Consider the following 12,877-nt stretch of genomic DNA (forward strand, 5'->3'; position numbering starts at 1 on the left):
GTCAGTGCCACACCGCCGTTCGGCGTAGTGGTCACCGTCTGCAACTGCCGTGCGGGGCGCGGCAGTCGGGCTCAGCGCGCTCGGCCCCAGTCGGCGGTGAGCGCGGGGCCCAGTTGCGCGATGTAATCGCGGGTGACCTCACGTGCCGTCTCCAGGGAGGCGTCGTTGCGCATGCTCCACTGCCGGGCCGCGGTGCGCATCACTCCGGTGAAGGCCGCCACCAGTACGCGCGGCCGCGGATCCACCTCGGCGTCCACACCGGTACGCCGGGCGATCTCCTGGACGAGCTTCTCCTCCATCAGCAGCGAGTGCCGCAGATGCGCCGCGAGCAGGGGCGGGGTCACCTCGATCACTTGGCACATCTTCAGGTGCAGGTCGAGAGGGGTGATCTCCTCCACGGCCACGCCCACGTCGTCCCACACGTCGTTGAGGGTGCGGCGCAGGCACTCCAGCGGAGGCTCGTCCGCCGGGCGGGCGCACACCGCCTCGTAGTAGAACCGTTCGACCATGTCCTGCACGAAGAGTGCGACTTCCTCCTTGTTGGAGAAGTAGCGGAAGAAGGTGCGCTGGGAGACGTCGACGGCTTCGGCGATCTGGTCGACGGTCGTGGATTCGTAACCCTGCGTGACGAAGAGCTCGTGGGCCGCCACGATCAGGGCGTCCCTGGTGCGCTGTTTCTTCCGCTCACGCAGACCCGTCAATGCCGCTTCCTCTCCCGCGTCGAATTGCTCACGATACGTGAGCGCCGTCTGACATTTACCGGCTAATAATTTGGTTTGTCAATTGTCAGAGGCTGTCATTACTCTCGCGCCATGAGCACCCAGACCAGCACCGTCGCGCACGGCGCGCCGGATCCATCAGGCCCCGAGGGCGGTCAGGGGACCCGCACCGGGCTGCGCGGACACCCGTGGCTGACCCTCGTGACAGTCGCCTTCGGTGTCGCGATGGTCGCCCTCGACGGGACGATCGTCGCCATCGCCAACCCCGCCATCCAGGACGATCTCGACGCCTCTCTCGCGGACGTCCAGTGGATCACCAACGGCTATCTGCTCGCGCTCGCGGTCTCGCTGATCACGGCGGGCAAGCTGGGTGACCGCTTCGGCCACCGCCAGACCTTCCTCGGCGGCGTCGTCGGCTTCGCGCTGGCCTCCGCAGCCATCGGACTGTCCGGCAGCGTCGCTCTCGTCATCACCTTCCGCGTGCTCCAGGGCATATGCGGCGCACTGCTGATGCCTGCCGCGCTCGGCCTGCTGCGCGCATCCTTCCCCGCCGAGCGGCTGAACGCCGCCATCGGCATCTGGGGCGCGGTCATCGGCGCCTCCACCGCTGCCGGGCCGATCGTCGGCGGCCTGCTGGTCGAGCACAAGGGCTGGGAGTCGGTCTTCTTCATCAACGTACCCGTCGGGGCGCTCGCGCTGGTGATGGGCCTCGTGCTGCTGCTCGACCGGCGCGCGAAGGACGCACCCCGCTCCTTCGACCTGCTGGGCATCGTCCTGCTGTCGGGCGCGATGTTCTGCCTCGTCTGGGCGATCATCAAGGCCCCCGACTGGCACTGGGGCGACGCCAAGACGCTCGGCTTCCTGGCGGTGTCCGTGGTGGCCTTCGCCCTCTTCGGCTTCTGGGAGACGAAGGTCAAGGAACCCCTGCTACCGATGAGCATGTTCCGCTCGGTGCCGCTGACCGCAGGCACCGTCCTGATGGTTCTGATGGCCTTCGGCTTCATGGGCGGCATCTTCTTCGTCACCTTCTATCTGCAGAACGTCAACGGCCTCTCGCCCGTGGACAGCGGGTTGCGGCTGCTGCCGCTGACCGCGATGATGATCGTCGCCTCGCCGCTGGCGGGCACCGTCATCACCAAGGTGGGCCCGCGCATCCCGCTGGTCGGCGCCATGGTGCTGGCCGCCGTCGCGATGTTCGGCCTCTCCACGCTGGAGGCGAACAGCGGCATGGGGATCACCTCGCTGTGGTTCGCCCTCCTCGGCCTCGGACTCGCTCCGGTGATGGTCGGCGCCACCGAAGTGATCGTCGGCAACGCCCCGTTGCAGCACGCCGGTGTCGCGGGCGGACTCCAGCAGGCCGCCATGCAGGTGGGCGGCAGCCTCGGTACGGCCGTGCTCGGCGCCGTGATGGCCTCCAGGGTCGGCAGCGAACTGCCCCACAAGTGGGCGGAGGCCAAGCTGCCGCCGCTGCCCGAGAAGAAGGAGGCGGCCCTCAAGGACGCCGCCGAGGTCGGTATCGCGCCCGTACCCAAGGGCACGCCCGAGCAGATGGCCCAGGCGATCAAGCATGTGGTGCACGACTCCTTCGTCTCCGGCATGGGCCTGGCGTTCGTCTGCGCGGGCATCGTCTCGGTGCTGGCCGCGGGCGTCGCCGTCTTCACCAGCCGCGGCAAGAACGACGCGGGGCCCTCCGTGCACGTCTGACCAACCGGTATCTACCCGCCGCTTCCAGGATCGATCCGGCACGGCGGGAGGTATCCGGATCTCTTCCGGCCCGGTGCATCCGGGGACGGTGGATAACTCGCGAGTTGTGGACAACTCCGCCACCTGTCCCGGTGAACCGGGCCGTTTGCTCTTGGCGGCCCGTCGGCGGCACGCACATGCTGATCACACGCCGGGCGAGAACGTGCCCGGCCCTGAGCGGGGGGAGTGATCAGCCGTGAAAGGCATGCTCGGACGAGGTCCGAAGACGGCGGCCGGGATCCTGGCCGCGACAGCGCTCGCGGTGTCCGTCACCGCCGCCGCACAGCCGGCGGGGGCACGGACGCAGCACGGGTCCCAGCAGCGGGCCGTGCAGAAGGCGGCAGGCAAGGCCGCGGTGGAAGGGACGGCGGCACAGCGGGCCGGCAACGGCGACACCGGGCCCCGGCTGGGGAAATGCGGCCCGGGGGAGCTGTGCCTGTGGGAGCGCCCGAAGTTCAAGGGGAAGCCGCGCGTCCACGAACTGAGCGGTATCGACATCGAAAGCTGTACGCCGCTGCGGGGCGGAGCCTCGGCCACCTCGGCGGCGAACCGCACCGGCAGGCCCGTCACGCTCTATCAGAGCGCGGAATGCGCGGAGACGGCCGAGTTCAACACCCATCCCTCGGGCTCCTGGACGCCCGAGCTGCCCTACCGGGCACGCGCGTTCAAGGTATGGGAGCACTGAGATGCCCGCCGCGTACGCGGGGCGCCGAGATCGGCCCCGCAGGCGAGCGGCCGGGTGCGGTCCACTCCAGGACCGGACCCGGCCGCAAGGCCCGGGCCGGGAGCCGACCGGCTCCCGGCGACCGGGAGCAGGCTCAGGCGTCGCCGCCGGCGGTGCCCGGGTCGGCCGCCGCGACCTCCAGCAGCTGGTAGCGGTCGATGGCCTGCTTCAGCGCGGAGCGGTCCACCTTCCCCTCCTTCGCCAGCTCGGTCAGCACGCCCAGCACGATCGACTGCGCGTCGATGTGGAAGTACCGGCGGGCGGCGCCCCGGGTGTCGGCGAAGCCGAACCCGTCCGCGCCCAGCGACTGGTAGGTGCCGGGCACCCAACGCGAGATCTGGTCCGGCACGGCCCGCATCCAGTCCGAAACCGCCACCTTCGGGCCTTCGGCGTCGTGCAGCGTGCGGGTGACGAAGGGGACGCGCTGCTCCTCCTCGGGGTGCAGGAGGTTGTGCTCCTCCACCGTCACGGCCTCCCGGCGCAGCTCGTTCCAGGAGGTGGCCGACCACACGTCGGCCTTCACATCCCACTCCTCGGCCAGGATGCGCTGCGCCTCCAGCGCCCACGGCACGGCCACGCCCGAGGCCAGGATCTGCGCGGCATGGGTGCCCCGCTCACCCGCCCGGTAGCGGTAGAGGCCCTTGAGGATGCCCTCGACATCCACGTTCTCCGGCTCGGCCGGCTGCTGGATGGGCTCGTTGTAGACGGTCAGGTAGTAGAAGATGTCCTCGCCCTGCGGGTGCTCCTCGCTGGAGCCGTACATCCTGCGCAGCCCGTCCTGGACGATATGGGCGATCTCGAAGCCGAACGCCGGGTCGTAGGCGACCACCGCGGGGTTGGTGGAGGCGAGCAGCTGCGAGTGGCCGTCCGCGTGCTGGAGGCCCTCACCGGTGAGCGTGGTGCGCCCCGCGGTGGCGCCCAGCACGAAACCGCGCGCCAACTGGTCGGCCATCTGCCAGAACTGGTCACCGGTCCGCTGGAAGCCGAACATCGAGTAGAAGACGTAGATCGGGATCAGCGGCTCGCCGTGGGTGGCGTAGGCGGAACCCGCGGCGATGGCGGCGGCGGTGCAGCCCGCCTCGGAGATGCCGTCGTGCAGCATCTGCCCGGTCGGGGACTCCTTGTAGGCCAGCAGCAGTTCACGGTCGACGGACTCGTACAGCTGCCCCAGCGGGTTGTAGATCTTGGCCGACGGGAAGAAGGAGTCCATTCCGAAGGTGCGGTACTCATCGGGCGCGATCGGCACGAAGCGCTTGCCGATCTCCTTGTCCCGCATCAGGTCCTTCAGCAGCCGGACGAACGCCATCGTGGTGGCGATCTGCTGCTGCCCCGAGCCCTTCTTCAGCGTGGCGTACGCCTTGTCGTCCGGCAGCCGCAGCGGCTGTGCCCGGTTGATCCGCGTCGGTACGTAGCCGCCGCACTCCTTGCGGCGGTCGTGCATGTACTGGATCTCTTCCGAGTCGCGGCCCGGGTGGTAGTAGGGCGGCACGCCCGACTCCAGCTCGCTGTCGGGGATCGGCAGATGCAGCCGGTCGCGGAAGCCCTTGAGGTCGTCGACCGTCAGCTTCTTCATCTGGTGGGTGGCGTTGCGGCCCTCGAAGTTGGGACCCAGCGTCCAGCCCTTGATGGTCTGCGCCAGGATGACGGTCGGCTGTCCCTTGTGCTCGGCCGCCGCCTTGTAGGCCGCATAGACCTTGCGGTGGTCGTGGCCGCCGCGGCCCAGGTGCAGGAGCTGGTCGTCGGTCATGCCCTCGACCATCTTGCGAAGCCGCTGGTCGCCGCCGAAGAAGTGCTCGCGGATATAGGCGCCGCTCTCGGTCGCGTAGGTCTGGAACTGCCCGTCGGGCGTGGTGTTCAGCTTGTTGACCAGTACGCCGTCCCGGTCCTGTGCCAGCAGCGGGTCCCAGGAGCGGTCCCACACCAGCTTGATGACGTTCCAGCCGGCACCCCGGAAGTAGGACTCCAGCTCCTGGATGACCTTTCCATTACCGCGGACCGGCCCATCCAGCCGCTGGAGGTTGCAGTTGATGACGAAGGTGAGGTTGTCCAGCCCCTCGCGGGCGGCCAGGGAGAGCTGACCGAGCGATTCGGGCTCGTCCATCTCGCCGTCACCGAGGAAGGCCCACACCCGCGACTTGGAGGTGTCGGCGATGCCCCGGGCCTCCATGTAGCGGTTCATCCGTGCCTGGTGGATGGCGCCGATCGGGCCCAGGCCCATGGAGACGGTGGGGAACTCCCAGAAGTCCGGCATCAGCCGCGGGTGCGGATAGCTGGGGAGCCCGTGCGGCGCCTTGCTCTTCTCCTGCCGGAAGCCGTCGAGCTGTGCCTCGCTGAGCCGGTCGAGCAGATAGGCGCGCGCGTAGATGCCGGGGGAGGCGTGGCCCTGGAAGAAGATCTGGTCCCCGCCGTGGCCCTCGTCCTTGCCGCGGAAGAAGTGGTTGAAGCCCACGTCGTAGAGCGAGGCGGAGGAGGCGAAGGTGGCGATGTGGCCCCCCACCCCGATCCCCGGGCGCTGGGCGCGCGAGACCATGACCGCCGCGTTCCACCGGGTCGCGTTCAGGATCTTGCGCTCGATCTCCTCGTTGCCGGGGAAGAACGGCTCGTCCTTGGTCGCGATGGTGTTGACATAGTCCGTGCTGCGCATCTCCGGGACGGCGACACGCTTCTCGCGGGCGCGCTCGATGAGCCGGAGCATGAGATAGCGGGCGCGTTCCCGTCCGCGCTCGTCGACGGCGGCGTCGAGCGAGTCGAGCCATTCCTGGGTCTCTTCGGGATCGAAATCCGGGACCTGGCTGGGAAGGCCGCCAATGATGATCGGGTTGCGATCGGATCCGGAAGCCACGCTGTTCCTTCGCTGTATCGGTCGGGTGGTGCTCGGGGCCGGGCGACGGCGGACGCCAGGAATCGTGCTCAGTGGGTGGCGCGCCGCCTCCATCGTGTACCGCCGCCGCTGTGACGTCATCTCTACCGATAAGTAACCCAGCGCCCCTCGAGGCGGACCGGAAAGGGGGTGTACGCAGGTGTTCGCGGAATACAGTGGCGCGGTCGAAACGCAACCTTACGCCCGTTCCGGGGCGCGCCGCCCACTCCGCCCGTACCACCCCAAACATACGTTCGGTACCCAGAGGTACCTCTACGGCTCCCCCGGCTCAGCCGGGGCAAACCTGGCAGATCTCAGCGGCTGTAATGTGGCCTGAATCACTCTCGATCAGGCATTGTGGGATGAGACGTCAACGTTTGGGCGGGATGGAAGGCCGGGTACTTGCGTGATCCGGCCCGCCCGTGTGGACTACGGCCCAATGCCTCGCGTACGCGCGGGGTGCAACCCCCATATTCGTAAGACATGACTGGAGGCAATCCGTGAGCGCGACCGCGGACCACGCGGAGGAGCGGACCAACCCCGCCGCAAGGCTGGGTTTCCAGCCCGGGCAGGTGGTCCAGGAGATCGGCTACGACGACGACGTCGACCAGGAGCTCCGCGAGTCCATCGAGGAGATCACCGGCACGGAGCTGGTCGATGAGGATTACGGCGATGTGGCCGACGCCGTGGTGCTGTGGTTCCGCGACGAGGACGGCGACCTGACGGACGCGCTGGTGGACGCGACCACGATGATCGACGAGGGTGCCCCGGTCTGGCTGCTGACCCCCAAGACGGGGCGTGAGGGCTACGTCGAGCCCAGCGACATCGGCGAGGCGTCCCAGACCGCCGGGCTCTCCCAGACCAAGAGCTTCAACGCGGCCAAGGACTGGACGGGCAGCCGTCTGGTCACCCCGAAGGGCGCCCCGAACAAGCGCTGACCGGCGTTCGGGAGGTTTGCGCCTCGTCGGCGTCGGCGCTGTGGCCCGGCGCCGCTTTCCGGTTGCTTCCTGGCCGGGGCCTCCCGGTCCGGTTGCGTTCCGGAACCACCTTTCGGTTGCTTCCGGTGTGTGCCCGACCCGCTCCGGCGGGTATGCGACGAGCCCCTGACCGGCCCATGGCCGGCAGGGGCTCGGTGCATAGGGTGGGACCGTCTTTGTCCGCCCACCGAAGGGAACCCGCCATGGCGATCGAGGCCGGCACCAAGGCACCCGACATCGAGCTCAAGGACCAGCACGGCCAGACCGTGCGGCTCTCGGACTTCCAGGGCAACAAGAACGTGGTCCTGCTCTTCTACCCCTTCGCCTTCACCGGCGTGTGCACCGGTGAGCTGTGCGCGCTGCGTGACGAGCTGCCCCGGTTCGTCAACGACGACGTGCAGCTGCTGGCGGTCTCCAACGACTCGCCGTTCTCGCTGCGCGTCTTCGCCGAGCAGGAGGGGCTGGAGTACCCGCTGCTGTCCGACTTCTGGCCGCACGGCGAGGCGTCCCGCGCCTACGGGGTCTTCGACGAGGAGAAGGGCTGCGCGGTACGCGGGACCTTCATCATCGACAAGGAGGGCACCGTGCGCTGGACGGTCGTCAACGGGCTGCCCGACGCGAGGGACCTCAAGGACTACGTCAAGGTGCTCGAAAAGCTCTGACGCCCGCCGGGCCGCCGCGCCGGGTACGCGCTCCCAGCGCTCCCGGCAACGCTCGGAACAACCCCGATTCCGCTCCGTAAGAGGGCTGTTTCCCGGGGAACCGCTCACTAGGATCGAATCGTTGATCCGAAGGCATCCACACAACGGGGGCACGCGGTGCTCCTCACGAACAACTGACCAGGAGGACTCGTGGGAGTCAGCCTCAGCAAGGGCGGCAACGTCTCGCTGACCAAGGAAGCGCCCAACCTGACCGCCGTCATCGTCGGTCTGGGCTGGGACGCGCGTACGACCACCGGCAGCGACTTCGACCTCGATGCGAGTGCCCTGCTGACGAACGCGGAGGGCAAGGTCGGCAACGACCAGAACTTCGTCTTCTTCAACAACCTCAAGAGCCCCGACGGCTCCGTGGAGCACACCGGCGACAACCTCACCGGTGAGGGCGAAGGCGACGACGAGGTCATCAAGGTGAACCTCGCCGGGGTGCCCGCCGACGTCGAGAAGATCGTCTTCCCCGTCTCGATCTACGAGGCGGAGAGCCGCCAGCAGAGCTTCGGCCAGGTGCGCAACGCCTACATCCGCGTGCTCAACCAGGCCGACAACGTCGAGCTGGCGCGTTACGACCTCAGCGAGGACGCGTCGACCGAGACGGCGATGGTCTTCGGTGAGCTCTACCGGCACGGTGCGGAGTGGAAGTTCCGCGCCATCGGCCAGGGGTACGCGTCCGGTCTGCGCGGCATCGCGCAGGACTTCGGCGTGAACGTCTGAGGACCTGTCGGGTATCGCCACCGGCCCCGCTCGCGGGCCGGTCGGCGCACCTGCCGGGGATCGGCAGCCACGGGCGCCGCAGACTTCCGTGACCCGGAGGTGTGCGGCGCCCGGTGGTACGGAGAGACTGGATGCACCGTGGCGCGGGCCACACGGTCGTGCCACTAGCCGGGGAGAGGACCAGAACATGAGCGTGACGCTCGCCAAGGGGGGAAACGTCTCCCTCTCGAAGGCCGCACCGAACCTGACCCAGGTACGGATCGGCCTGGGCTGGAAGGCCCGTTCCACCACAGGCGCCGACTTCGACCTCGACGCGAGCGCACTGCTGTGCTCCGGCGGCCGGGTCCTCGGTGACGAGTACTTCATCTTCTACAACAACCTCAAGAGCCCCGAGGGCTCGGTCGAGCACACCGGCGACGAGCTGGTCGGCGGTACCGGCGGGGACGACGACGAGACGGTGCTGGTGGACCTCACGCTGGTCCCGGCACAGGTCGACAAGATCGTCTTTGCCGTCTCGATCTACGACGCCGAGAGCCGGCACCAGACCTTCGGCCAGGTCGGCGAGGCGTACATCCGTGTCCTCAACCAGGAAGACGGAGTGGAGCTGGCGCGTTACGACCTCAGCGAGGACGCCTCTTCCGAGACGGCGATGATCTTCGGGGAGCTGTACCGCTACAACGCAGAATGGAAGTTCCGTGCAGTTGGCCAGGGGTACGCGTCAGGCCTGAGGGGCATCGCTCTAGACTTCGGCGTCAATGTCGCCTAGTCGCGGCGATGCCGTCGGGACGACTTCGAGGTCGCAGTCGTCCCGGATTCCTCACCCTTTGTGAACCTATGTAGACCGGATACCGGATTGGGAAGCCAGTGCTCCTGAAAACCTTTGGTTGGTCCTTCGGCGTCACCGCCGCAGGGCTGGCCGCAGCGGCGTTCTTCTGGGGGTGGGAGGCGTTCGCCCTCGTGGCGATCCTTTCCGTCCTCGAAATCTCGTTGTCGTTCGACAACGCGGTCGTCAACGCCGGCGTACTGAAGAAGATGAACGCCTTCTGGCAGAAGATCTTCCTCACCATCGGCATTCTGATCGCGGTATTCGGCATGCGACTGGTCTTCCCGGTCGTCATCGTCGCCATCAGTGCGCAGGTCGGGCCGGTCGAAGCCGTGCGGGTCGCGCTCGAGAATCCCGACCGCTACGAGCAGCTGGTCACGGACGCGCATCCGGCCATTGCCGCCTTCGGTGGGATGTTCCTGCTGATGATCTTCCTCGACTTCATCTTCGATGAGCGGGAACACAAGTGGATCGGCTGGCTGGAGCGCCCGCTGTCGCGACTCGGCAAGGTCGACGGTCTCTCCGTCTGCATCGCCCTGATCGTGCTGCTGGTGACCGCCACCACACTCGCCACCGCCGCGCACCAGCACGGCGGGGCACATGCCGACAAATCGGCCACAGTGCTGCTCTCCGGCGTGGCGGGACTCGTCACCTATCTGATCGTCGGCGGACTCTCCAGCCACTTCGAGAACAAGCTCGAGGAGGAAGAGGAGCGCGAGCACGAAGCCGAGGAAGAGGCCAAGAAGGCCGGGAAGCAGCCCTCGGCCGTCGGACTGGCCGGCAAGGCCGCCTTCTTCATGTTCCTCTACCTGGAGGTGCTGGACGCCTCGTTCTCCTTCGACGGGGTCATCGGTGCCTTCGCGATCACCAACCACATCTTCTGGATGGCGCTCGGTCTGGGCATCGGGGCGATGTACGTCCGGTCGCTGACGGTCTACCTGGTGCGCCAGGGCACCCTGGACGACTACGTCTACCTGGAGCACGGCGCGCACTACGCCATCGGTGCTCTCGCCGTCATCCTGCTCGTCACCGTCAAGTACCAGATCAACGAGGTCATCACGGGCCTCATCGGTGTGGTGCTGATCGCCACCTCCTTCTGGTCCTCGCTGCGCCGCAATCGTGTGATCGAGGCCAACGGGTCGGACGGGTCCGACGGGGAGGAATCCGAGCAATCCGGGGTCACCGCGCGCGTGTGACCGCTTGCCGATTGAGGAACGCTCCCAGCGGGGCGGCTTCCGCGACGGCGTGGGCCACCGGCCCGCACCGCCGTCCCGGAGCCGCCCCGCAGCGGTGAGTTGGGCTTGTTGAGGACGAGTGGGGGTACGGGATGGTCTCCCTGTGGGAGAACTGGCGCCGAGGCGTGGGCATGTCCCGGCGTGGACCCAAGTTCGACACGGTCGGCGGTCCTTCGACGTATGCGATGGAGCTGACCAAACGGCACCCTGAACTGTCGCTGACCAAACAAGGTGCCGACACCGGCAGCATGCAGGTCAATCTCTCCTGGCGAATGCGCAGTTCGGACCTGGAGAGCGTCGGTCGCGGTACGGGCGGCTCGCTGCGGCACCCGCTCAGAGCGTTCAAGCCCACCGTGGTCCAGGCGCACACCCAGGGTGTCGTCAACGTGGACCTCGACCTGGCCTGCATGTACGAGCTGATGGACGGCAGCAAGGGTGTCGTCCAGCCGCTCGGCAACTTCCTGGGGGACTGGAACGCGCCCCCTTACGTCAAGCTCACCGGCGACGACCGGTTCGGTTCGCCGTCCGGCGAGACGCTCTACGTCAATCTCGACCACCGGGACGAGATCAAGCGGCTGCTCTTCTTCGTCTACATCTACGACGGCACGCCGGCCTTCGACCGGACCCATGCCGTCCTCACCCTCATCCCCAGCAACGGCCCGCACGTGGAGGTCGGCCTGGACGAGCGGGCCCCTCAGGCCCGCTCCTGCGCGGTGCTGCTGATGGAGAACGTCAAGGGAGAGCTGAGGGTGCGCCGCGAGGTGCGCTACGTCTACGGCTTCCAGGCGGAGCTGGACCGGCTCTACGGCTGGGGCCTGCAGTGGGGCCGGGCCTACAAGTCGCAGAAGGTCTGAGCGGCCCCGCGCCGGTGCCACCGCGCGCGACACCACACGAGGCCCGGCCGGTCACCGGCCGGGCCTCCTGGTGTGCCGTCCGCGTCAGCGGTTGGTGAGGAACTGCGGGCCCTGGGGCGGCAGCGCGAACGCGGGGTCCGGCTGCGGATAGCCATAGGTGGGCTGTGGATAGCCGTAGGCGGGCTGGGTGGCGGGCGGCTGCTGCGGTGGCTGCGGGTAGCCGTAGGCGGGCTGGTGGGCAGGGGGTGCCGGGATGCCCGGAGCCCCCTGGGGTCCGAAGAGCGGTGCGCCCGGCGGCGGCACCTGCGCCGTGACGGCCGATGACGCCGCCGCTCCTGCCGACGCACCGACTCCCGCCGGGTCCGGCTGCGGCTCCGGTGAGGGAGTCGGCTGCGGCGGCTCAGGAGCGGGCGGCGGCGGCGCGGGGTCGGGGCCGGGGACGGGGCCCGGGCCCGGTGTGGGACCGGGCGGCGGCGCCGGCGGCACCGGTTCCGGCCCGGGCCCGGGCGGGGTGGGCGGCGGTCCGGGTGGGGGACCGGGCTCCGGATGGGGCGAGGGCTCCGGGTGCGGCTCGGGCGGCACCGGGTCGGGCTCCGGGAAGCCCGGCTCGGGCGGCGGCTGCGGGACGGTGGCGGCGGGCGGGCCCAGCCGGAAGTCGTCCGAGCCGACCGTGTCGAAGCGCGGCGTATGGGCCACGGTGGCGTCCGGATCGGGCTCCGCGCCGGGCGCCCCTTCCCGGTCGGCGCCGCGCACGGAGGTCTCACCCCCGGCTTCTGCATCGGTGCCGGCTTCGGCCTCGCCGGTGGCTTCGGCCTCGGTATCGCCCTCGTCGACGGTGATGCCGAACTCGGTGGCCAGGCCGACCAGTCCGGTGTCGTAGCCCTGGCCCAGGGCGCGGAACTTCCAGCCGTCGCCGCGCCGGTACAGCTCGCCGCAGACCATGGCGGTCTCGGCGCCCGTCTCCGGCTCGATGTCGAAGCGCGCGAGGAGCTGTCCGCCGTTGCCCGGGTCGGTTGCGCCGTCCGGGTTGCCCGCGTCGTGCAGCAGCAGCCGCAGCTCGCGCACGCCGGCGAAGGTGCCGCCGTCCGAGGAGGCAGCCAGCAGCACGCGGTCCACGGAGGAGTCCAGCGTGGCCAGGTCCGCCTCGACGGTGTCGCGCAGCCCTTCGGGCTCGCGCTTCTTGGCCAGATGCCGCACCAGTCCCGAGGGGTGGCGCGGCTGGTTGTAGAAGATGAAGTCGTCGTCGGAGCGAACCTTGCCGTCCGGGCCGAGCAGCAGAGCCGAGGCATCGACATCCGGCACACCAGCACCAGGCGCCCAGCAGAGCACAGCGCGCACCGCCGTGGCCTCCAGCTGGATGTTCGATCCCTTCGTCATCGCGTGCGTCATGTCTTCATCCTGCCCCCGGACGGACGCCATCGACAACGCGGCATGTGATGCGGCCGACCCATGACGCGGTGCCGGTGGGGGCCCGGAGGGCCGCATCCCGAGGCGAGGGAACTTGTGACCGACCCT

At 68.8% G+C, this 12,877-nt stretch carries 11 protein-coding genes; 8 read left to right on the forward strand and 3 right to left on the reverse strand.

All coding sequences use genetic code 11. From position 1 onward, the window contains the following. Positions 1–71 precede the first annotated feature (71 nt). Positions 72–701, reverse strand: a complete 630-nt coding sequence (locus tag JW613_RS10750; protein ID WP_099880476.1) for a TetR/AcrR family transcriptional regulator — start codon at positions 699–701, stop codon at positions 72–74. Between the two features lie 111 nt (positions 702–812). Here JW613_RS10750 and JW613_RS10755 point away from each other — a divergent pair, with 111 nt between their 5' ends. Beyond that, positions 813–2,423, forward strand: coding sequence for an MFS transporter (locus JW613_RS10755; protein WP_209210533.1), 1,611 nt, complete (start codon positions 813–815; stop codon positions 2,421–2,423). Between the two features lie 244 nt (positions 2,424–2,667). After that, a complete protein-coding gene (locus tag JW613_RS10760) occupies positions 2,668–3,147 on the forward strand; it encodes a peptidase inhibitor family I36 protein (RefSeq protein WP_209210684.1) in 480 nt (159 codons plus the stop codon). Between the two features lie 133 nt (positions 3,148–3,280). Here the strand turns inward: JW613_RS10760 and aceE are convergent, their stop codons facing one another. Then, complete coding sequence (gene aceE, locus JW613_RS10765; RefSeq protein WP_209210535.1) at positions 3,281–6,028, reverse strand: pyruvate dehydrogenase (acetyl-transferring), homodimeric type; 2,748 nt, start codon at positions 6,026–6,028, stop codon at positions 3,281–3,283. Positions 6,029–6,546: 518 nt separating this feature from the next. Here aceE and JW613_RS10770 point away from each other — a divergent pair. The 6 genes from JW613_RS10770 (at position 6,547) to JW613_RS10795 (ending at position 11,362) form a co-directional block, all read left to right on the forward strand. Beyond that, positions 6,547–6,984, forward strand: a complete 438-nt coding sequence (locus JW613_RS10770; protein WP_099880468.1) for a DUF3052 domain-containing protein — start codon at positions 6,547–6,549, stop codon at positions 6,982–6,984. A gap of 242 nt (positions 6,985–7,226) precedes the next feature. Beyond that, positions 7,227–7,685: a peroxiredoxin gene (locus JW613_RS10775; RefSeq protein ID WP_209210537.1), complete on the forward strand. Its 459-nt coding sequence runs from the start codon at positions 7,227–7,229 to the stop codon at positions 7,683–7,685. A 189-nt stretch (positions 7,686–7,874) separates the two neighbouring features. Further along, positions 7,875–8,450, forward strand: a complete 576-nt coding sequence (locus JW613_RS10780) for a TerD family protein (RefSeq protein WP_099880465.1) — start codon at positions 7,875–7,877, stop codon at positions 8,448–8,450. Positions 8,451–8,637: 187 nt separating this feature from the next. Beyond that, a complete protein-coding gene (locus JW613_RS10785; RefSeq protein WP_209210539.1) occupies positions 8,638–9,216 on the forward strand; it encodes a TerD family protein in 579 nt (192 codons plus the stop codon). A gap of 98 nt (positions 9,217–9,314) precedes the next feature. After that, on the forward strand, positions 9,315–10,469 hold the full coding sequence (locus tag JW613_RS10790) for a DUF475 domain-containing protein (protein WP_209210540.1): 1,155 nt from the start codon (positions 9,315–9,317) through the stop codon (positions 10,467–10,469). A gap of 131 nt (positions 10,470–10,600) precedes the next feature. Next, entirely contained in the window at positions 10,601–11,362 is a 762-nt protein-coding gene (locus tag JW613_RS10795) for a TerD family protein (RefSeq protein ID WP_099880462.1), read from the forward strand. An 84-nt stretch (positions 11,363–11,446) separates the two neighbouring features. Here JW613_RS10795 and JW613_RS10800 read toward each other — a convergent pair whose 3' ends face one another. Beyond that, the gene (locus tag JW613_RS10800; RefSeq protein ID WP_209210542.1) at positions 11,447–12,751 is read right to left on the reverse strand and encodes a TerD family protein; all 1,305 of its coding nucleotides are present in this window, start codon (positions 12,749–12,751) and stop codon (positions 11,447–11,449) included. Between the last annotated feature and the right edge of the window lie 126 nt (positions 12,752–12,877).

The organism is Streptomyces smyrnaeus, from assembly GCF_017676345.1.
GTDB lineage: Bacteria > Actinomycetota > Actinomycetes > Streptomycetales > Streptomycetaceae > Streptomyces > Streptomyces smyrnaeus.

Coding starts and splice junctions, on each gene's coding strand:
- JW613_RS10775 (WP_209210537.1), top strand. CDS start 7,227: ATGGCGATCGAGGCCGGCACCAAGGCACCCGACATCGAGCTCAAGGAC.
- JW613_RS10760 (WP_209210684.1), top strand. CDS start 2,668: ATGCTCGGACGAGGTCCGAAGACGGCGGCCGGGATCCTGGCCGCGACA.
- JW613_RS10795 (WP_099880462.1), top strand. CDS start 10,601: ATGGTCTCCCTGTGGGAGAACTGGCGCCGAGGCGTGGGCATGTCCCGG.
- JW613_RS10800 (WP_209210542.1), bottom strand. CDS start 12,751: ATGACGCACGCGATGACGAAGGGATCGAACATCCAGCTGGAGGCCACG.
- JW613_RS10755 (WP_209210533.1), top strand. CDS start 813: ATGAGCACCCAGACCAGCACCGTCGCGCACGGCGCGCCGGATCCATCA.
- JW613_RS10785 (WP_209210539.1), top strand. CDS start 8,638: ATGAGCGTGACGCTCGCCAAGGGGGGAAACGTCTCCCTCTCGAAGGCC.